Origin of the sequence: Cellulosimicrobium sp. XJ-DQ-B-000 (genome assembly GCF_031119065.1) — a bacterium.
Classification (GTDB): Bacteria; Actinomycetota; Actinomycetes; order Actinomycetales; family Cellulomonadaceae; genus Cellulosimicrobium; species Cellulosimicrobium funkei.
This window is the reverse complement of record NZ_JAVHYN010000005.1, coordinates 185,560-204,692: the sequence shown is the minus strand read 5'-3', so window position 1 is coordinate 204,692 and position 19,133 is coordinate 185,560. Positions and strand designations below refer to the sequence as shown.

Below are 19,133 nucleotides of genomic sequence, written 5' to 3'. Positions count from 1 at the left end.
GACGCGCTCAGGCGCGGCGCCGGTCCACCGTGCGCAGCACGAGCTTCCCGAGCTCGACGAGGACGAGGAAGGCGAGCGCGACGAGCGCGCACACGCCCCACTGGCCGCCGTCGAGGTCGACGGTGCCGAAGATCCGCTGCAGCCCGTCGAGCGTCGTGACGAGGAACGTGAGCCCGAGGGATGCGAGCAGGAGCACGACGAAGCGGCCGTTCGCGAGCGTCTCGGACGACAGGATGCTCGCCCGCGGGTCGCGCCACTCGAGCGCGGCGACGACGTGCAGGAGCGACATCGCGGTGAGGCCCATCGTCGTCGCGACCGCGAGGTCGGCGTCGGCCTCGCCCCACGCGACGGCGACGAGCGTGCCGACGGCGATGAGCACGCCCCCGACGGCGAGCCGCACGCCGAGCGCGCGCCCGATGACCGGCTCGGTGGGCGGGCGGGGCCGACGCCGCATGAGGCCGGGCGTCGCGGCGTCGAAGCCGAGGCCGACGGCGAGCAGCACGTCGATCGCGAAGTTGACCCACAGGATCTGCAGCGGCGTGAGCGGGGTGCCCCCGGCCACGGTGAAGATGCCCGCGCCGACGAACGTGAGGATGAACCCGACGAGGACGACCATCTGGAAGCGGATGTACTTCATGAGGTTGTCGTAGAGGCCGCGGCCGCCCTCGACCGCCGCCACGATCGTGGCGAAGTTGTCGTCGGTGAGGATCATCTCGGCGGCGTCCTTCGTCACCTCGGTGCCCGTGATCCCCATCGCGACGCCGATGTCCGCGCGCGTCAGGGCGGGGGCGTCGTTGACGCCGTCGCCCGTCATCGCGACCACGTCGCCCTTGCGCTTGAGCACGTCGACGAGCCGCACCTTGTCCTCCGGCGCCACGCGTGCGACCACGCCGATCTCGCCGACCTCCGCCTCGAGCTGCGCGTCGGACATCGCGGCGAACTCGGCGCCCGTGAGCGCGCGCCCCTCGATCCCGAGCTGCCCGGCGATCGCCGCGGCCGTGGTGACGTGGTCGCCCGTGATCATCCGTACCCGGATGCCGGCGTCGCGGCACTCGGCGATGGCGTCGCGCGCCTCGCGGCGCGGAGGGTCCACGATCCCGACGAGCGCGAGGAGCTCGAGGTCGCGCACCGCGGTCAGCAGGTCGCCCACGAGCTCGTCGCGCGCGACGGTGCGCCGCGCGACGGCCAGCACCCGCATGCCCTCGCCCGCGAGCGCGTCGTTCTCCGCGAGGACGCGCGCGCGGCCCTGGTCGTCGAGGGGCGCCGACCCGCCGTCGGCCGTGAGGTACCGGACCGAGCGGGCGAGCAGCACGTCCGGGGCGCCCTTGACGAAGCACACGAGCTCGCCGTCGATCTCGTGGAACGTCGCCATGAGCTTGTACGCGGCGTCGAACGGGACCTCCGCGACGCGCGGGTGCTCGGCGCGCGTCTCCTCGACGTCGAGCCCGGCCTTGGCCGCGAGCACGACGACCGCGCCCTCCGTGGGGTCGCCGATGCACTCGCCGTCGCGCACGACGGCGTCGCTCGCGAGCGCCAGCGGGAGCGCGACCGGCTCGAGCGGGACGTCGGTCGACCCGGCCGCCGCGAGGATGCGGCCGGTCGTGGAGTAGCCCTCGCCGTCGACGGAGAACCGGCGCCCGGCGAGCACGAGCCGGCGCGCGGTCATCTGGTTGAGCGTGAGCGTCCCGGTCTTGTCGGAGCAGATCGCCGACGTCGACCCGAGCGTCTCGACGGACTTGAGGCGCTTGACGATCGCGCCCTCCTCGGCGAGGCGGCGCGTGCCGAGCGACAGGAGCATCGTCACGACGGCGGGCAGCCCCGTCGGGATCGCGGCGATCGCCAGGCTGATCCCGACCACGAAGAGGCTGTCGAAGTCCTCGCCGCGCACGAGCCCCAGCACGACGACCACGACGAGGGCGACCGCCGCCATGACCGTGATGATCACCGTGATGCGGTCGAGCTGGCGCGTGAGCGGCGACCTGTCCTGCTCGACCCCGCTGAGCATCCCGGAGATGCGGCCCACCTCGGTCGTCATGCCCGTCGCGGTGACGACCATCTCGCCGCGCCCGCGCGTGACCTGGGAGTTCATGTACGCCATGTCGGTGCGGTCGCCGAGCGGGGCGTCGTCCGCCGTGACCGCCGCGACGCCCTTCGCGACAGGCGTGCTCTCGCCCGTGAGCCCGGCCTCCTCGATCTCGAGCGAGGCGGCGACGAGCAGCCGCCCGTCCGCGGGGATCTTGCCGCCCGCCTCGAACCCGACGACGTCGCCCGGCACGAGCTCCTCGGCGGGAACCTGCTCCTGGCGCCCGTCGCGGCGCACGGTGGCCGTCATGACGAGCATCTGCTGGAGCGCGGCGACGCTCTGGGCCGCCTTGCCCTCCTGGTGCAGGCCCATGAGCGCGTTGAGGACGGTGAGGGCGAGCACGACGACGCCGGTCGTCACGTCCCCGAGCGCGATGATGCTCACGACCGCCGCGCCGACGAGGACGAGCTGCATGAGGTCGCGGTACTGGCGCAGGAACGCCTGCCACGGCCGTTCCTTGCGCTCCTGCGCGAGCGCGTTCGGCCCGTAGCGCGCGCGCCGCTCGGCGACCTGCGCGGACGTCAGCCCGGCGGCCGGGTCGACGTCGAGCGCCGCGCACACCGCCTCGGGCGGTGCCGTGTGCCAGGGGCCCGCGGGGGCCGGTGCCTGCTGTCGGGGGATCGGTGCAGCCGTCATCCTCGGCTCCTCTCGGGCGCTCGTCCCACCGTCGCAGCGGGCTCGGACGGGGTCCTCACCCGGCGGGGGTGAACGCCCCGCGGCGGCGCGGCACCGGTGCGCGACGTGCCGCCGACGCCCGCGCTCGACGCGCGTGCCGCCCGGGCCTCAGCCGCGCGACCCCACGAGCCCGCTCTCGTACGCGACGATCACGGCCTGCACCCGGTCGCGCACGCCCAGCTTGGCCAGCAGGTTGCCGACGTGCGTCTTCACGGTCGTCGCGGACAGCACGAGGCGGTCGGCGATCTCGGCGTTCGACATCCCCTCGGCCACGCACCGCAGGACGTCGAGCTCGCGCGGCGTGAGGGAGCGCAGCCGGGGGTCGAGGCCGTCGTCGACGGCCGGCTGCTCGCCCGCGGGCAGGTGCGGCGCGAAGAGGTCGAGCATGCGGCGCAGCACGCGGGGCGCGACGACCGAGCTCCCTGCCGCGACGGTGCGGATCGCCTCGACGAGCTCGTGCGGGCGCGCGTTCTTCAGCAGGAACCCGCTCGCCCCGGCGCGCAGCGCCGCGAACGCGTACTCGTCCACGTCGAACGTCGTGAGCACGAGCACGCGCGTCCCGGGGTGCTCGGCGACGACGCGCCGGGTCGCCTCGATGCCGTCCATGCCGGGCATCCGGACGTCCATGACGACGACGTCGGGGGCGAGGGCCGCGACCTGGTCGAGCGCGACGCGCCCGTCGGAGGCCTCGCCCACCACCTCGAGGTCGGGCTCGGACTCGATGACGAGCCGGAAGCCCATCCGCAGCAGCGCCTGATCGTCGACGAGCAGCACGGTCGTCACGGTCGTCCTCCCTCGTCGACGTGCAGGTCCCTGTCCGGGTGCTCCTGCTCCGGGGCGGTCCGGGCCCCGTCCTCGCCCGGGTCGCAGGGCAGGACCACGTGCACCGCCCAGCCGCCGCCCGGTCGCGGCCCCGCCTCGACGACGCCGCCGAGCAGCGCGGCGCGCTCGCGCATGCCCACGATCCCGCGGCCGGTGCCTCCGCCGGCGGCCGGACGCGTGCCGCCCTCGTCGCGGACGTCGATCTCGACCGCGCGCGCGGTGCGCCGCACCACGACCTCGGCCGCGGGCGTCCCGGGCGCGTGCCGCAGCACGTTGGTCAGGGCCTCCTGCACGATGCGCACGGCCCCGAGCCGCAGCGACGTGTCCGCAGGCAGCGCGACGTCGAGGCCGCTCGCGGCGACGGGCACGCCCGCCGCGCGGAACCGTGCGACGACGGCCGCGAGGTCCGTCCCGGTCGGCTCGACCGGGGTGCCCGCCCCGTCGCCGCCCTCCTCGGGGTCGAGCGCGCCGAGGACGCGCTGCATGTCGGCCAGCGCGTCCCGTCCCGTGCGGGACAGCTCGTGCAGGGCCTCGCGCGAGCGGTCCGGCGCCCGGTCGAGCGCCGCGCCCGCGCCGTCGGACAGCGCGACCATCACGGACACGCTGTGCGCGACGACGTCGTGCATCTCGCGCGCGATCCGCGCCCGCTCGGCGGCCCGGGCGAGCGCCGCGCTCTGGTCGCGGTCGCGCGCCATGGCGCGGTAGCGCGCGACGAGGTCCTCGTCGTGCAGCCGTCGTGCCCGTGCTCCCGACCCCGTCGCCATCCCCAGCAGCAGGAGCGCGAGCAGGAGGAGGACCGACACGGAGCGCCGGCCGGGGGAGAAGGGCGGCTGCGCGAGGTCGCGCACCGGGTCGCCGTCCGGCAGGACGATCGGGTCGCTCCACAGCAGCATCTCGGCGAGGCCGATGTCCTGCCACCACCACAGCGCCGCCACGACGACGGCGAGCACCGCTCCGCACACGATCCACGCCGTGCGGGGCGCGCGCTCGGCGGCCACGGTGTGCACCGCGCACGCGAGGCACACGCCGAGCACGCCGAGCACGCCCGCCGTCGCGAGCGAGGCGACGGCCAGCACGGTGAGGGCCGCCGTGACGGTCAGCGGGCGCGACCGCCGGAGCAGGAGCAGGGCCGCCCCGAGGCCGGCGCCGACGAGCCAGGCCGCGACGACCACCTGGGCCACGGGCTCGTCGGGGCGGAACAGCCCCAGCCCGGTGGACCCCTCGACCGTCGTGAGCGCGACCGCCGCGGTGACGAGCCCGAGCAGCGCGACCGCGCCTGCGAGCGCGAGGTCGGTCGCCCACGGGTGCCGCGCGAGCACGCGGCCGACGGCGCCGCGCCGCCGCACGTCGGGCTCGGCGCGCGGTCCGCCGTCGTGCGCCCCGGGCGCGGACGGGAGGGCGAGGGGCGACGAGGGCACGGGCCTACTCTCCCATCGGCCGTCGCGCGCCGCGTCAGACGACGTCATGGCGCCGCAGCCGGTACGCCGCCGCGGCGAGCAGCGCGGCGGCCCACGCCGCGAGGACGAGGCCTCCGCCCCACGTGCCGAGGTGCGGTCCCAGGGTCGTCGCGTCGAGCGCGGCGAGGCGCGCGTCGTCCTGCAGCAGGCGCGCCCCCGCACCGGGCAGCAGCGCGCGCGCCGTGTCCGCGACGCGTCCCGGGTTCGTCGCGAGCACGTGGTCGAGCACGACGAGCAGCACGACCCCGCCGACGAGCGCCCCGTCCGGCCGCCGCACGAGCGCCCCCAGGCCCAGGCCCACGAGGGCGACCCCGGTCAGGTAGAGCACGAAGCCCGCCAGCACGCGCAGCGTCTCGCGGTCCGCGAGGTCGAGCACGAGCGCGGCGTCCGCGCGCTGCTCGGCGGTCGCGGCGAGCGCCGCACCCAGCGCGAGCACCGCGACGGCGAGCGCGGCCGCCGTCGTCACGAGCGCCTGCGCCGCGAGCACGGGCAGGCGGCGGGGGACCGCGGCGAACGTCACGCGCGCGGTGCCGGTCCGGAACTCTCCGGCGCCGACTCCCGCGCCGAGCACGAGGAAGCCGAGCTGGGCGAGCACGGACCCCGCGACGGCGAGCGGCGCCCCGGAGGACCCGGCGTCGGGCCGGGCGAACGCGCCCAGCGCCCACGCCGTCCCCGCCGCCGCGGCGACGGTCCCGAGCGCGAGCCAGGCCGTCGAGCGCAGGCTCGTCAGCTTGTCCCACTCCGCCGCGAGCACCCGGGGCAGGGTCACCTGCGGCCGGTCGGGCGCGGGCGCGGTGCGGATCGGTGCCGGGGCCGTCGGGGGGACCGTCGCGGCCACGTCAGACCACGTCCCGCGTGCGCAGGCGGACGGCGGCCAGGGCGAGCGGGACGAGGACCCACGCCGCGAGGACGAGCCCTCCGCCGACGGCACCCAGGTCGGGCGCGCCCTCGACCGCGCCCTCGCCCGTGAGCAGGGACGCCGCCCCGGTGGGGAGGAACGTGACGACCGTGTTCACCGCCGCCTGCGCCGACGAGACGCCCGCGGGTGCCGCGAGCGGGTCGCCCGACAGGTCGGCCGCCAGCACGAGCGCGACCGGCAGCACGAGCACGACGAGCACCGCCGCGGTGAGCGCGGGGACGGGCCGCCGCACGAGCGCGCCGATCGCGAGGCCGAGCAGCGCCATGCCGGCGAGCAGGAGCGCCATCCCGACGAGGACCTGCGGCGTGCCGTCCCGGCCGAGGTCGAGCGCGAGGCCGCGCGCGCGGGCCGACGGCAGCAGCGCGAGCACCGCCGCCCCGACCGAGAGCACCGCGGTGAGCAGCGCGAACGCGGCGGTCGCCGCCGTCTGCCCCACGAGCACGGGCCAGCGCCGCGGCTCCGCGACGAACGTCGTGCGGAACGTGCCCGTGCTGTACTCGCCCGTCCCGACGAGGACGCCCAGGACGAGGGGCGGCACCTGGGCCAGCAGCAGGCCCGACGTGAGGGAGCCGAGCGGGTCGAACCCCGGGTCCACGGACGACGCCTGCGCCGAGAGGTACGTCAGCACAGCCGAGACGACGACGGTGAGCGCGGCCGCCCACCACGACGAGCGCAGGCTCGTCAGCCTCGTCCACTCCGCCGCGACGGCGCGGGGGAGCGTGGGGCCACCGGCGCTCGCGGGCCGGGGCACCGCCGGGTGCGCACGCCCTGACGACGCGGTCGGTGCGGTGGGGGCGGTCATCGGGCACCTCCGGCCGACGCCAGACCGGTCTCGCCCGCGGCACGGCCGCGGTACTGGACGGCGTCGGCGGTGAGCCGCAGGTACGCCTCCTCGAGCGAGCCCGCCGCGCCCGCGAGCTCCTGCACCGGCGCGTCGGCGAGCAGCCGACCCTGGCCGATGACGACGACGCGGTCGGCGCACAGCGCGAGCTCGTGCATGAGGTGCGACGACAGCAGCACCGCGCGGCCCTCCGCCGCGAGACCGCGCACGAGCCCGCGCACCCACAGCACGCCGTCGGGGTCCAGGCCGTTGACGGGCTCGTCGAGGACGAGCGTCCCGGGGTCGCCGAGGAGCGCGCCCGCGATGCCGAGGCGCTGGCCCATCCCGAGCGAGAACGTGCCTGCACGCCGCCCCGCGACGCTCTCGAGGCCGGTCATCCCGATCACCTCGTCCACGCGCGCCCGCCCGATCCCGTGGGTGCGGGCGAGCGCCGTCAGGTGGCGGAACGCCGTGCGGCCCGGGTGCACGGAGCGCGCGTCGAGCATGACCCCGACCGCGCGCAGGGGCGCCGGCAGGTCCGCGTACCGGCGACCGTCGACGGTCGCCGTGCCGGAGGTCGGGCGCTCCAGCCCGACGACGACGCGCATCGTCGTGGACTTTCCGGCACCGTTCGGGCCGAGGAAGCCCGTCACGGTCCCGGGCCGCGCCGTGAACGTCAGCCCGTCCACCGCCGTCGTGGGTCCGTAGCGCTTCGTCAGCGCCTCCACCTGGATCATCGGTCCTCCCGTCGTCCGCGGGCCCGGTCGTCGGGCACCGCCGTCGTCGACGCTACGAAGACCCGCGGGGGCACCGGCTCGGGCGGTCGGCCGAGATCCGCGACACTCCCGCCTCCTCCTCGGGGAGGAGGAGGTCGTGCCGGGGTGGGACGAGCGTGCCCAGGAGGGACGGTCCTGCCCGGGCGGACGGGGCGCGGCGCGGGCGGGCACGACGACGGTCAGGCGGTGGCGGTCCTTGCGGCCATCCGGACGCCCGCGTCCCATCCCGGTGCGCGCCCGCCGCCCGGGGGGACGTGGTCGGTCGCGAGCCCTGCCCGGGCGAGGGACCACGCGACGAGCGAGTTCGAGTTCCACATCTCGCCCCCGCCGGGCGGCCGCCGACCCCACGTGAGCGGCGGGACGCCACGCACGGCCCGCAGGATCCGCACGACCGCGGCGGCGTCGCGCGTGACGACGACGGGTGGCCCGACGGCGTGCTCCCGGTCGGGGATGGCGCCGTGCGCCCAGCAGCGGACCTCGTACCGGAACCAGCGGGAGCGGCCCAGCGGCCGCAGGCCCACGGGGCCGGTCACGACGACGCCCCGGTCGCACACCGGGCCGCCCCACGCGGGGGTCATCTCGACGACGTACGGCACCCCGTCGCAGCGCAGCCCCAGCGCCGCGTGGAACAGCGGGCGGGGACGCCGCCGCGCGAGCAGCGCGGCGGCGCGCTCCCACGCGGCGCTCGTGCGGCGGACGACGTGGCCCCCCGCCCCGACGGGCAGCCAGAGGAGCTCCGCCCGGTCGTCGCCGGGCGTGGTCGCGGTCACGCCCCGACGCTACGGCACCCGGGTCCGCGCGGGAGCGGTAGGCTCGGGGGCATGCTTCCGGCGTGAGAGCGCCGGCGGGATCCGAATGAGACAGCGGATCGAGAGGCCCCGTCGCTCCACACGACGGGGCCTCTCGCTGTCCCGGCGCGTCCTGCCGCCCGGCCGGGTGCCGTGCCTCACCGGACAGGGGAGGGCGCGGCGTCCGCTCCCGGCAGGAACGGGCCGAAGATGGCGGCGACCGCTGCGGCGGCCCCGGCGGCGTCCTGCCGCGCGACGGCCTCGACCAGCTCGTGGTGGTGGCGGTGCGCCGCCTCGTCGTCCTCGTTCTCCTCGTCGCGCATGTGCACGGTGAAGACGTCGAGCATGCTCGAGTAGAGCGTGACGTAGAGCGGGTTGTGCGTCGCGGCGACGATCGCGCGGTGCAGGTCGAGGTCGGCGCGCGCGCGGGCGTCGCGGTCGTCGGCCTCCCAGGCCGCCTCCCGCCGGTCGCGGAGCTCGCGCAGGTGCTCGACGTCGTCGTCCGAGCGGCTCGCCGCGGCGAGCGAGGCGGCGGTGCTGTCGAGGGCGAGGCGGAGCTCGAGGTAGTGGCGGCGGCTGCCGCCCGCGAGCTGGCGCTCCAGGGTGCCGGTCAGCTCGGAGCTCGAGATGACGAACGTGCCGCGGCCCTGCTCGCGGCGCAGCAGCCCGGCGTGCACGAGCGACTGCAGCGCCTCGCGCACGGTGTTGCGCCCGACGCCGAACTCCGCCACGAGCGCGGCCTCCGTGGGGATCCGTTCGCCGACCGCCCAGCGACCCGAGACGATCTCGTCCCGGAAGCGCGCCGCGGCCTGGTCGATGAGGCCTACTCGACGCATCGGTCCGCCTGTGCCAGACTGCTCCAGATTCATCCCATGATCCCATCATCCGCCGACCTCAGTGTGGAGTGTAGCGTGGCCACCCTCTCTCCCTCCCGAGCCCGCGTGCGCCCCGGACGCCTCACTCTCTGGGCGGGTCTCGCCGTCGCGCTGACGGCCCTCAACCTCCGGACGGCGGTGACCGGGTTCACCCCGCTGCTGGAGACGGTGGGCGCCGACCTCGGGTTCGGGGTCGCCGTCGCGGGCCTGCTCGGCACGGTCCCCGCGGCGTCGTTCGCCGTGTTCGGCTTCCTCGCGCCCGCGGTCACGCGGCGGTTCGGGCTCGAGCGCACGGCCACCGTGGCGCTGGGCCTCACCGCGCTGTCCCTCGTGCTGCGCGCGGCCTCCCCGACGACGACCGTGCTCGTCCTGTCGACGGTGCTCGCGCTCGCGGGCATCGGGGCGGCCAACGTCGTCATCGTGCCGCTGGTGAAGGCGTGGTTCTCCGACCGGCTCGCGCTGTGGACCTCGCTCTACCTCCTCCTCATGCAGACGGGGCAGTTCGTCGCCCCGCTGCTCGCGGTCCCGGTCGCCGAGGCGAGCAGCTGGCGCCTGTCCGTGGGGCTCTGGGCCGGGCCCGCCGCCGTGGCCGCCGTCGTCTGGCTCCTGCTCGCGCTCCGGCTGCCCGCCGCCCACCACGCGCCCGCACCCGTCGCGGCGGCCGGTGCGCGCCTCCGGGTGGGCCGGTCGTCCACCGCGTGGGGCCTCGTCGGCCTCTTCGCCATGATGTCGCTGTCCAACTACGCGATCATCACGTGGGTGCCGGCCGTCCTCACCGACGCCGGGGGCAGCGCCGCGCTCGGCGGTTCCATGGTCGCGCTGTACTCGGCGTGGGGCGTGCTCGCGGCCCTGGTGGTGCCCCAGGTCGCCACCCGGATGACGAACCCGTTCGTCGTCGTGGTCGCGTGCTCGGTGGTGCTCGTCGCCGGGTACCTGGGCCTCCTGCTCTCCCCGCTCGGCGGCACGGTGGTGTGGGTGTGCGCGCTCGGCATCGGGGTGAGCACCTTCCCCCTGTGCATGACGCTCATCAACCGGCGCACGCGGACGGCCCAGGCGGCGTCGGCCGTGTCCGGCTTCGTCCAGGGCATCGGGTACGGGCTCGCCTGCTTCGGGCCCCTCGGGCTCGGCCTGCTGCGCGAGGCGACCGGTTCGTGGTCCGTCCCGCTCGTCGTGCTCGCCGCGACCGCCGTCCCGGGGGTCGTGGCCGGCTGGTTCGCCTGCCGACCCCGCTTCGTCGACGACGCCGGCGTGTCCGCCGACCGTCCGGACGACACGGCTACCGAGGGCCCGGCATGACGTCCGCGTTCCCCGTGGAGGGTCTCGCCGGCTGCGCTCCGGCCGCGGCCCGGCGCGACGACTACGGGGCGGACCGGTCGGGGTCGGCCGTGATCTCGATCGTGCCCCGGGTGCCCCACCCGACCGCCGCCTTGCGCGCCGTGAGGATCGCGTACCAGCGCAGCGCCCGGAGGAACGTGGCCTGCCACAGACCGACCAGGGGAGCGGTGGCGTAGACGGCGAACCGCTGGGCGCGGCTCTGGTCCGAGCGGCGGAGCGTCAGGTACGGCGACGTCAGGACGAGCTGCGCCGCGACGAGGATCACCAACGACTGCCAGAGGATCGCGGCCTGGAAGATGGCGCCGGTGACGACGAGCGCGACCATCACGGCGGTCACCGCTCCGTACTGCATCCATCTCAGCGTGTGGTACCACCACGCGAACCGACCGACGGGCAGGTATCGCGCTCGCCATGCCGCACGGATGGTCGATCCCCGCATCCATCGCAGCTGCTGGCGCCGGTGGTGGGACATGGTCGTCGGCATGAGCGTGAACGCGAACACGTTGGGTTGCGCGACGGTCCGGCCACGCCGGAGCGCGAAGAGCGTCAGCAGCGAGTCGTCCGAGGCGTGCATCTCGCGGCCCAGGAGCGTCTCGCCGAGGTAGGTCTCCTTGTTGTCCCGGAGGACGTCCCCGCGGTAGAACGCGCAGCCGCCGGAGTTCACCATCACCGAGCCCATGCGAGACATCGCACCGCGGCTGACCATCTGCAGCGCGACGAACCACAGCTCCTGCATGCGGGTCAGGAGGTTGGTGCCGTAGTTGGAGACGAGGATGACCCCCGCGACCGACTGGACACGGGCGTCCGTGAACGGGGGGAGGGCGTTGTGCACGGCGTCGGCGTCGAGCACCGTGTCCGAGTCGACGGTGAGGTAGATGTCCGCGTCGGGCTCGGCGTCGACCCCGGTCATCTGGGCGTGCCGCTTGCCGCCGTTCGGGGTGCGGACCCAGTGCGCCACGATCCCGAGCTCGGCGGCCGCCTTCACGAACCACGCGCGCACCGGCGCGTAGTCGCCCGAGGTCGAGCCGTCGTCCGTGACGCAGACGGCGTCGAGACGGCGGGTCTGGCGCAGCATGGAGTCGAGGCAGTCGCGCAGCGCCGCCTCGTCCTCGTTGTACGCCGGGACGAGGGCCACGACGCGCAACCGGGCGAGCTCGACCTGCTCGCCCGGCGTGGCGACGACGGTGCGTTCGAGCGACGCCGTCAAGGCCTCCCACACCACCATCAGCAGGCCGACGAAGTAGACGACCGTGACCGCCGTCGTCACGCCGAGCAGGGAGAGCAGACGCCAGGACGCGTAGCCGGCGATCGCGAGCCCGACGCCCGCCATGACGACGCGTGCGGCCGTCCCGGCGTAGCGGGCCGAGCGCGGTGCGGTGCTGATCGCGGTCATGACGACCTCCCGTGCCCTCTCGGGCGAAGTCAGCGGGCCTCGCTGCCGCGGTCGCGCGACCGGCGACGGGCGACACGCACCAGGATAATCCCGAGCAGCACGGTCGCGGCCCCCGCGATCGCCACCCAGGTCACGCTCGCGCCCGTCGTCGCCAGGGCGACGGTCGCGACCGGCGCTCCGGCCATCCCTGCAGGTCCGAAGTCCTCGCTCATGGTCGTGCCTTCCTCGAGATCCCTCCGCCGCGTGCGCGGCGTTCGTTGACATCTCAAGGTTCGGGCCCGGCACCCCTCCGGCTCCTCGTCCGAACGGGCGCGGCCCCTCCTCCGATCGGTCGGGTTCCGCGAGCCGGTACGGCGCCGGTCACAGGAGCGCGGTGAGCTCCAGCCGCTCCGGGACCACGTCGCGGCCCGCCGCCGGGGTGAGCGACACGACCAGCCCGTCCTCGCCGGCGAGGACGTCCAGGTCGCCCGCGAGGCGCGCCCGGTGCGCAGCGTGCACGACGGCGACCACGACGAGACGCGACGACCGGGGCCCGGCCAGGACCGCCGCGACGTGCGCGGGGTCGTCGACGAGCCGGTCGAGGGTGGTGACGTCGAACTCTCGCTCCCGCAGGTGCGCGGCCAGGCGCAGGGGCCCGGAGTTGCGGGTGTCGTCCACGTCCGGCTTGTAGGTCGTGCCGTAGACCACGACCCGCGGGCGCTCGCCGCGACCCGCGACCAGCGCCTCGATCCGGTCGGCCAGCCGCTGGTGGTAGCGGGCGTTCGTCGCTCGTGCGGAGGCCGTCGCCGTCATGTCGACGCCGATCGAGGCGGCGTGGTCGAGGAGGTAGTACGGGTCGACCGCGATGCAGTGGCCGCCGACCAGCCCGGGGCGGAAGTCCTTGAACGACCACTTCGTGCGGCAGGCCGCCAGCACCTCGGCGAGGTCGACACCGAGGGCGTGGGCGTACTCGTTCACCTCGTTCATGAACGCGATGTTGACGTCGCGCTGACCGTTCTCGACGAGCTTGGTCAGCTCGGCCGCCTCCAGGCTGGAGACGGCGACGAGCCCTGCCGCGACCACGGGTTCGTACAGGTCCCACGCCGCCCGGGACGACGCCTCGTCGAGGCCGCCCACCACCTTGACGACCTCGGTGAGCCCGACCTCGCCGGGCGCGATCCGCTCGGGGGAGAAGGCCACGTGGAAGTCGCGCCCCGCGACCAGGCCGGAGCGCTCCTCCAGGATCGGCACGCACACCCCTCGGGTGACGCCGGGGTGCACGGTCGACTCGAACGAGACGAGGCTGCCGGGCGCGAGGGCGCCGCCGACGTCGCGGCAGGCGGCCTCGACCGCGGACAGGTCCGGGCGGTCGTCGTCGCCGACGGGTGTGGGGACGGCGACGACGAACGCGTCGCAGCCTCGGAGCGCGGCGGGGCTGCGCACGGTCCGGAACCGCGCACCCTCGCGCGGTGTCACGGTGGCGGCGTCGCGTGCGGCCTGCGTCCGGCGCCCCGCGGTGAGGTCGTAGCCGACGACGTGATGACCGTGCCGGTACAGCTCCAGCGCGAGCGGTCGCCCGACGTAGCCCAGTCCGACCACCGCGACCTTCCGCAGCGTCGGTCCGCTCTCGACGGGACCCGATGCGGTGTCCAGGAGTGCGCTCATCAGCGGTATCTCGGCTCTTCGACGTCCGGAGCGGGTTCGCCCTCGTGACCGGGCGGGATGACGCCGAGGCGTCGCAGGTGCGGCAGGGTGCTCGTCGTCCCGACCCACCACGACACCACCGTGGCCGGTCGTCGTCCATCGCACGCGTCACGGGGGCTGGAGGCCGGCCTGGAAGCCGATGATCGCGGCCTGGGTCCGGTTCGTGGCCCCGAGCTTGGCCATCGCGTGCGCGAGGTGGGTCTTGGCCGTGGTCTCCGACATGTAGAGGCGTCGGGCGACCTCGGCGTTCGACATCCCGGCCGTGACGCACCCGAGGACGTCGCGCTCGCGGGCGCTCAGTCGGTCGACGGCCCGGTGCGCGTGGTCGTCGTGGACGGGCAGACGGTCGCCGAGGGCGTCGAGCAGCCGACGCGTCACGGCGGGCGAGAGGATCGCCTCGCCCGCGGCGGCGACGTGCACCGCGTGGCGCAGCTCCGCGGTGGACGAGTCCTTGAGGAGGTACCCGGCGGCGCCGTCGCGCAGCGCGGGCAGCACGTACTCGTCGTACTGGAAGCTGGTCAGGACGAGCACGGCGACGGCCGGGTTCGTGCGTCGGATCTCGACGGTGGCGTCGAGGCCGTTCATGACGGGCATCTGCATGTCCAGCAGCACGACGTCGGGGCGGTGCGCCTGGACGGCGGCGACGCCCGCTCGGCCGTCGCCCGCCTGCCCGACGACGTCGATGTCGGGGTCCCCCTGGAGGAGCTCCACCAGGCCCTCGCGGAAGAGGACCTCGTCGTCGACCACGACGACCCGGATCATGGCTCTGCCCTCGGGATGACCGCCTCCACGGCGAAGCCTCCGTCCGGTGCGGGTCCGGCGCTCCATCGGCCCGCCAGCAGGTCCACGCGCTCGCGCAGCCCGTCGAGCCCGTGCCCGCCCGTCGTCAGCGGTTGCTCGGGGATGCGCGCCGGACGGGCGTTGGCCACCCGTACGCGGAGCGTCGCCGGTTCGTCCGCGACGTCGACCGTCGTGCGTGCGCCGGGCGCGTGGCGGACGGCGTTGGTGAGCGCCTCGCGCACGACGAGCACCGCCGTGCGTTCGGCGACGTCGGGAGGCTCCCGGTGGGCCGCCGTGACGCGCGCGTCGACCGGCTGGCCCACCTGCCGCATCTCCGTGACCAGTCCGTCGATCTCCGGGAGGGACAGGTGAGCGAGGTCCGGTGCGGCGACGTCGTGGCGGAGCCGTCCGAGCACCTCGCGCATGTCGTCGAGCGCGGCGCGCCCGGTCTGCCGGATCTGCGCGGCGACCGCGCCGGGGTCGGGCGCGGACCCCGCCTCGATGCGGTTCGCGCTCAGGACGATGAGCGAGATGCGGTGGGCGACGACGTCGTGCATCTCGCGCGCGAGACGGTCCCGCTCTCCGCGACGGACCGCGTCGGCGAGCTGCGTCTCCCGGACGATCTCCGCGTCCTGGCGCGCCCGCGCCGCGTCTGCCGTGGTCCGGGCGGCACCTCCCAGGAGCCACGCCAGCAGCGTCACGGCCACCACCGCCACCAGGTGGCTCGCCTCCCACGGTGGCGCGGAGACGACCCAGACCACGACGGCCCCGGCCTGGGCGCCCAGGACGGTCGTCGTGACCGCGCGCGTGGGTGCCAGGTCGCGGCCCACGAGGTAGGCGCACACCGCGGTGGCGACCACGGGGGAGAAGGCGCTGAGGACGGTGCACGCGACGTACGCTCCGAGCGGCCACCGGCCGAGCGCGACGAGCAGCACGGCGCCGACGACCTGCGCGGCCGCCTCGACCTCGACGGGACGACCGAGCACGTCCGCGTCCGCGCGCAGCACGACCAGGGTCACGCCGAGCATCGCGGTGGCGACCCCCACCGCGGCCTCGGCCCGCCAGCCACCCCTGGTGAGGACGCCCACGGTGACACGCTAGCCGCTCGTGCCGCCCAGCGACCGGCGAACGAGCACGTGTCCGCGCCGTGCCCACGGCTCGACCGGACGGTGGAGCATGTGCCCGGGGCACGACGAAGGCCCCTGGTCTGCGTCTCCGCAGGCCAGGGGCCACGATCATGGTGTCCGGAGGGGGACTTGAACCCCCACGCCCGATAAAGGGCACTAGCACCTCAAGCTAGCGCGTCTGCCATTCCGCCACCCGGACGAGTGGACCTTCCCGGCGTTTCCGCCGTTCCGGTGCGGGGAAAAACATAGCACGGTTCGGGGGTGGTTCTCACATCGCCGTCACGGCCCGGACCAGGGCCGCGACCTCGACCTCGACCTCGTCGTCCAGCTCGACCAGGGCCGTGCGCGGCGCCCGGCGTGCGGGGACGACCTGGGGCAGACTGGGCGGATGGTGGCCACGACGCGACGGAGGCACGCGTGACGGACGAGCAGCGACCCGCGGCAGGCCCGGCACCGACAGCACGGCCGGGCTCCGGCTCCGACCGCTCGGCGGCGTCGGTCAAGCACCTCGCCGGGGCGTCGAGCGCCGCGCGCAAGGTCGCGGGAGCGCGCCGCAACCCGTCGGTGGTGGGGTACGACGAGACCGTGCCCGCCTGGCTGCGCACGACGGCCGGCTGGTCGTGGCGCCTGCTCATGATCGTCGCGGCGGTCGCGCTCGTCTTCTTCGCGACCGCGCAGGTGCAGCTCGTGTTCGTCGCGGTCTTCCTCGCGCTCGTCATCACGTCCGTCCTGCGGCCGGTGACCGACTTCTACAGCAGGATCATGCCGCGCGGCCTGGCCACGGGGCTCGCGATCCTCACGGCCCTGCTCTTCTTCGCGGGCCTGCTGACGTACGTCATCACGTCGGTCGCGGGCCAGTGGCAGAGCCTCGCGGAGCAGTTCGACCAGGGCATCGAGCAGATCTTCGACTTCCTCGAGAACGGCCCGCTGCCCGTCACGATCACCGCGGACGACGTCAACGGCTGGATCGACAACGGGCGCCAGTGGCTCACGGAGCACGGCGGCGACATCGCGAGCCAGGCCGCGGCGAGCGCGGGCTCCGTCTTCGAGGCGTTCGCGGCCATCGCGCTCGCGATCTTCTGCACGGTCTTCTTCCTCGCCCGCGGCAAGGACATGTGGACGTGGTTCCTCAACCAGCTCCCGTCGCGCTCGCGCGACAGCTGGAAGATCGCGGGCGGCGCCGGCTGGTACACCTTCTCCGGCTACGCGCGCGGCACGGTGATCATCGCGCTCGTCGACGGCATCCTCGCGGGGATCTTCCTCGCGATCCTCGGCGTCCCGCTCGCGGCGCCGCTCGCCGTCCTGGTGTTCATCGGGGCGTTCATCCCGATCATCGGCGCCCCGCTCGCGATGATCATCGCCGCGATCGTCGCGCTCGCGGCCAAGGGCTTCCTCATCGCGCTGATCGTGACGATCGGCATCGCGCTCATCGGGCAGTTCGAGGGTCACGTGCTGCAGCCGCTCGTCATGGGCAAGCAGGTGTCGCTCCACCCGGTGGTGGTCGCGATCGCCGTGACGGCCGGCACCCTGCTCGCCGGGATCCTCGGCGCGGTCGTGTCGGTGCCGCTCGTCGCGGTCGCGTGGTCGGTGTTCTCGCACCTGCGGCACAAGGATCCACCGATGGAGGACGAGCTGCCGACGGCGAAGGAGATCGCCCTCGGGGACGTCGGCCCGGGCGTCACGCCGCCGCCCCCGGAGAGCGCGACGAGCTGACCGCCGCGCCTCCGGGGCGGCGCGCGGCCGAGGCGCGTCGACCCGTGCGGTGCCGCGTCGCGGGGAGGCGACCGGGATCACCGCGGGACGGCGGACACCCCCGCGTCGAGCCGGACCGAGACGTGCACGGTGTCCCCGACGTCCTTGCCGGTCGCGGCTCGCACGGACCGGAGCACCGCGAGCAGGTGCGGGCCGCCGTAGGCGACGAGGGACGCGTGGTACGCGACGTCGTCGACCGCCGCGAGCACGGGGACCCGGCCGCGCGTCCCGAACAGGTCGAGGACGTCGACGGGGAGCGTGACGAACGCTCCCGACCGTGTCCCGGCGGCGACCACCACGGCGTCGAACTCCACCGGGCCGGGGTCCGTCCACGTGGGCATGGCGTCGACCGTAGCGGAGAGCGCGGACGCGGGGAACGGGCCGCCCGGGCGATTTCCGCGCGGCCCGGTCAGCCGGCCTCGGGCCCGGCCGACCGGCCGTCGGCCCGTGCACGCGCGGCGCCACGACGGACGAGCGTCACCACGACCGCGGCCGCGGCGAGCAGCGCCGGTGCGACGAGCGACGCCCCTGCGAGGAGCAGCAGCAGCGCCGTCAGGGCCGTCGCGACCGCGGCGAGCCACCAGCCGGGAGAGCGTCGGGGGAGCAGGCGCAGCGCCGCCACCATGCCCAGCGCGTAGACGGCCACCATGCTGCTCGTGTGGACGCGGACGAACGGCTCGAGGTCCAGCCCCGTGGCGACGAGCACCGCGAGGTAGCCCGTCGCGAGCGCGAGCGTGACGGCCAGCGCGCGGCGCGGGACGCCCGCACGGCCCGCGAGCGCGGCGAGGGGTCGCGGGAGGTCGCCGTCCCGGGCGAGCGCCTGCCCGAGGTTCGCGAACGCGGCAAGATACGCGGTGAGCACCCCGGACGTGACGACCGCGGCGACGACGCCCACGAGCACCGGACCCGCCCCGGGTGCGCCCACGTGCGCGAGGTCGAGGAGCGCGACCGTCCCCGTCCCCGCGTCCGTGCCGAGCACCCCGACCGTCGTGACCTGGAGCGCCAGGTACGCGACGCCGACCACGACGAGCGCCACGCCCGTCGCGGCGGGGATCGTGCGCCGCGGGTCGCGGAAGTCGGCCGAGACGTGCGTGCCGACCTCCCACCCCGCGAACGCCCACACGAACAGGCTCACGGCGGAGCCCACGCCGGACCACCCCTCGCTGAGGAACGGCGTGAAGCGCTCGGCGCTCGCCGCCGGCGCCGCCGCGGCGACGACCACGACGACGGCCGTGAGCAGGAGCGTCGTCAGGCCGAGCTGGACGGCGCCCGCCACGCGCACGCCGAGGGCGACGGCGAGCGCCGGCACGACGACGAGCGCGACCGCCACGACCGGGACGACGGCGCGGTCCGCCCCGACGACGGCCACGACGTACTCGGCCCCGAGCACCGCGACGACGGGGACGCCCGCGCACACGCCGAGGAAGAACCAGTACCCGGTGGCGCGGGCCGCCGTCGGGCCGAGCGCCGCACGCACCGCGCTCGCGACCCCGCCCCGGTCGGGGTGCCGTGCGGCGAGCGCGGCGAACGTCCCCGCGAGCGGCACGCTCGCCACGAGGACGAGCGCGACGGCGAGCACGGACGCGGGCCCGGCGACGCGCGTCGCGAGGCCCGGCAGCGCGAGGACGCCGGTCCCGAGGACGCTCGCGACGTAGAGCGCGCTGCCGCGCGCGAGGCCCAGCGTGCCCGTCGGGGACCGGTCGAGCGGGCTGGCGGGCAGATCCCGTCCGGAGGGGGAGGCCGGGCCGCCCGTCGGGGCGGGCCGGGCTGTGCGGGAGGTCGTCGGGTCCACCCGCCCACCCTGGCAACGACGGCGGGGCCGGACGAGTGGCAGGCAGGACACGCAGG

Annotated in this window: 17 protein-coding genes and 1 tRNA gene; 2 read left to right on the top strand and 16 right to left on the bottom strand. The window is 75.6% G+C overall.

Going from position 1 to position 19,133, the window contains the following annotated elements; genetic code table 11:
• Positions 1-7: 7 nt before the first annotated feature.
• From RDI86_RS10285 to RDI86_RS10250, 8 genes are all read right to left on the bottom strand, one after another.
• Positions 8-2,719 carry an HAD-IC family P-type ATPase gene (locus RDI86_RS10285; RefSeq protein ID WP_308821329.1) on the bottom strand — a complete coding sequence of 904 codons (2,712 nt, stop codon included), beginning with the start codon at positions 2,717-2,719 and terminating at the stop codon, positions 8-10.
• A gap of 147 nt (positions 2,720-2,866) precedes the next feature.
• Positions 2,867-3,541: a response regulator transcription factor gene (locus tag RDI86_RS10280; protein WP_061267712.1), complete on the bottom strand. Its 675-nt coding sequence runs from the start codon at positions 3,539-3,541 to the stop codon at positions 2,867-2,869.
• Positions 3,538-4,998 carry a histidine kinase gene (locus tag RDI86_RS10275; protein WP_308821328.1) on the bottom strand — a complete coding sequence of 487 codons (1,461 nt, stop codon included), beginning with the start codon at positions 4,996-4,998 and terminating at the stop codon, positions 3,538-3,540. The genes RDI86_RS10280 and RDI86_RS10275 overlap by 4 nt, the downstream gene beginning before the upstream one ends.
• A 34-nt stretch (positions 4,999-5,032) precedes the next feature.
• A complete protein-coding gene (locus RDI86_RS10270) occupies positions 5,033-5,875 on the bottom strand; it encodes a hypothetical protein (protein WP_308821327.1) in 843 nt (280 codons plus the stop codon).
• Position 5,876: 1 nt separating this feature from the next.
• Positions 5,877-6,758: an ABC transporter permease subunit gene (locus RDI86_RS10265; protein ID WP_308821326.1), complete on the bottom strand. Its 882-nt coding sequence runs from the start codon at positions 6,756-6,758 to the stop codon at positions 5,877-5,879.
• Positions 6,755-7,513 carry an ABC transporter ATP-binding protein gene (locus RDI86_RS10260; RefSeq protein ID WP_061267715.1) on the bottom strand — a complete coding sequence of 253 codons (759 nt, stop codon included), beginning with the start codon at positions 7,511-7,513 and terminating at the stop codon, positions 6,755-6,757. Before RDI86_RS10260 ends, RDI86_RS10265 begins: the two co-directional genes overlap by 4 nt.
• 218 nt (positions 7,514-7,731) lie before the next feature.
• Positions 7,732-8,322: a hypothetical protein gene (locus RDI86_RS10255; RefSeq protein ID WP_308821325.1), complete on the bottom strand. Its 591-nt coding sequence runs from the start codon at positions 8,320-8,322 to the stop codon at positions 7,732-7,734.
• Positions 8,323-8,498: 176 nt separating this feature from the next.
• Positions 8,499-9,176, bottom strand: a complete 678-nt coding sequence (locus RDI86_RS10250; RefSeq protein ID WP_043652628.1) for a FadR/GntR family transcriptional regulator — start codon at positions 9,174-9,176, stop codon at positions 8,499-8,501.
• 75 nt (positions 9,177-9,251) lie between these two features.
• Between RDI86_RS10250 and RDI86_RS10245 the strand changes: the two genes are divergently transcribed.
• A complete protein-coding gene (locus RDI86_RS10245) occupies positions 9,252-10,511 on the top strand; it encodes an MFS transporter (RefSeq protein ID WP_308821324.1) in 1,260 nt (419 codons plus the stop codon).
• A 61-nt stretch (positions 10,512-10,572) separates the two neighbouring features.
• Here RDI86_RS10245 and RDI86_RS10240 read toward each other — a convergent pair whose 3' ends face one another.
• From RDI86_RS10240 to RDI86_RS10215, 6 genes are all read right to left on the bottom strand, one after another.
• Positions 10,573-11,943 carry a glycosyltransferase gene (locus tag RDI86_RS10240; protein WP_308821323.1) on the bottom strand — a complete coding sequence of 457 codons (1,371 nt, stop codon included), beginning with the start codon at positions 11,941-11,943 and terminating at the stop codon, positions 10,573-10,575.
• A gap of 29 nt (positions 11,944-11,972) precedes the next feature.
• Complete coding sequence (locus RDI86_RS10235) at positions 11,973-12,155, bottom strand: LPXTG cell wall anchor domain-containing protein (protein WP_143311111.1); 183 nt, start codon at positions 12,153-12,155, stop codon at positions 11,973-11,975.
• Positions 12,156-12,303: 148 nt separating this feature from the next.
• Complete coding sequence (locus tag RDI86_RS10230) at positions 12,304-13,587, bottom strand: nucleotide sugar dehydrogenase (protein WP_076404763.1); 1,284 nt, start codon at positions 13,585-13,587, stop codon at positions 12,304-12,306.
• Positions 13,588-13,734: 147 nt separating this feature from the next.
• Positions 13,735-14,388 (bottom strand): response regulator transcription factor, encoded by a 654-nt coding sequence (locus tag RDI86_RS10225; RefSeq protein ID WP_076404764.1) that lies wholly within the window; start codon positions 14,386-14,388, stop codon positions 13,735-13,737.
• Positions 14,385-15,494 carry a histidine kinase gene (locus RDI86_RS10220; protein WP_308821322.1) on the bottom strand — a complete coding sequence of 370 codons (1,110 nt, stop codon included), beginning with the start codon at positions 15,492-15,494 and terminating at the stop codon, positions 14,385-14,387. The genes RDI86_RS10225 and RDI86_RS10220 overlap by 4 nt, the downstream gene beginning before the upstream one ends.
• 150 nt (positions 15,495-15,644) lie before the next feature.
• A tRNA-Leu gene (locus tag RDI86_RS10215) sits at positions 15,645-15,732 on the bottom strand.
• 218 nt (positions 15,733-15,950) lie between these two features.
• Between RDI86_RS10215 and RDI86_RS10210 the strand changes: the two genes are divergently transcribed.
• Entirely contained in the window at positions 15,951-17,246 is a 1,296-nt protein-coding gene (locus RDI86_RS10210) for an AI-2E family transporter (RefSeq protein ID WP_251176276.1), read from the top strand.
• A 77-nt stretch (positions 17,247-17,323) separates the two neighbouring features.
• Here RDI86_RS10210 and RDI86_RS10205 read toward each other — a convergent pair whose 3' ends face one another.
• Together RDI86_RS10205 and RDI86_RS10200 are read right to left on the bottom strand one after the other, a co-directional pair.
• Entirely contained in the window at positions 17,324-17,626 is a 303-nt protein-coding gene (locus RDI86_RS10205; protein WP_076404766.1) for a DUF1905 domain-containing protein, read from the bottom strand.
• Between the two features lie 68 nt (positions 17,627-17,694).
• The gene (locus RDI86_RS10200) at positions 17,695-19,077 is read right to left on the bottom strand and encodes an amino acid permease (RefSeq protein WP_308821321.1); all 1,383 of its coding nucleotides are present in this window, start codon (positions 19,075-19,077) and stop codon (positions 17,695-17,697) included.
• Between the last annotated feature and the right edge of the window lie 56 nt (positions 19,078-19,133).

Coding starts and splice junctions, on each gene's coding strand:
- RDI86_RS10285 (WP_308821329.1), bottom strand. CDS start 2,719: ATGACGGCTGCACCGATCCCCCGACAGCAGGCACCGGCCCCCGCGGGC.
- RDI86_RS10265 (WP_308821326.1), bottom strand. CDS start 6,758: ATGACCGCCCCCACCGCACCGACCGCGTCGTCAGGGCGTGCGCACCCG.
- RDI86_RS10260 (WP_061267715.1), bottom strand. CDS start 7,513: ATGATCCAGGTGGAGGCGCTGACGAAGCGCTACGGACCCACGACGGCG.
- RDI86_RS10250 (WP_043652628.1), bottom strand. CDS start 9,176: ATGCGTCGAGTAGGCCTCATCGACCAGGCCGCGGCGCGCTTCCGGGAC.
- RDI86_RS10240 (WP_308821323.1), bottom strand. CDS start 11,943: ATGACCGCGATCAGCACCGCACCGCGCTCGGCCCGCTACGCCGGGACG.
- RDI86_RS10235 (WP_143311111.1), bottom strand. CDS start 12,155: ATGAGCGAGGACTTCGGACCTGCAGGGATGGCCGGAGCGCCGGTCGCG.
- RDI86_RS10230 (WP_076404763.1), bottom strand. CDS start 13,587: ATGAGCGCACTCCTGGACACCGCATCGGGTCCCGTCGAGAGCGGACCG.
- RDI86_RS10225 (WP_076404764.1), bottom strand. CDS start 14,388: ATGATCCGGGTCGTCGTGGTCGACGACGAGGTCCTCTTCCGCGAGGGC.
- RDI86_RS10205 (WP_076404766.1), bottom strand. CDS start 17,626: ATGCCCACGTGGACGGACCCCGGCCCGGTGGAGTTCGACGCCGTGGTG.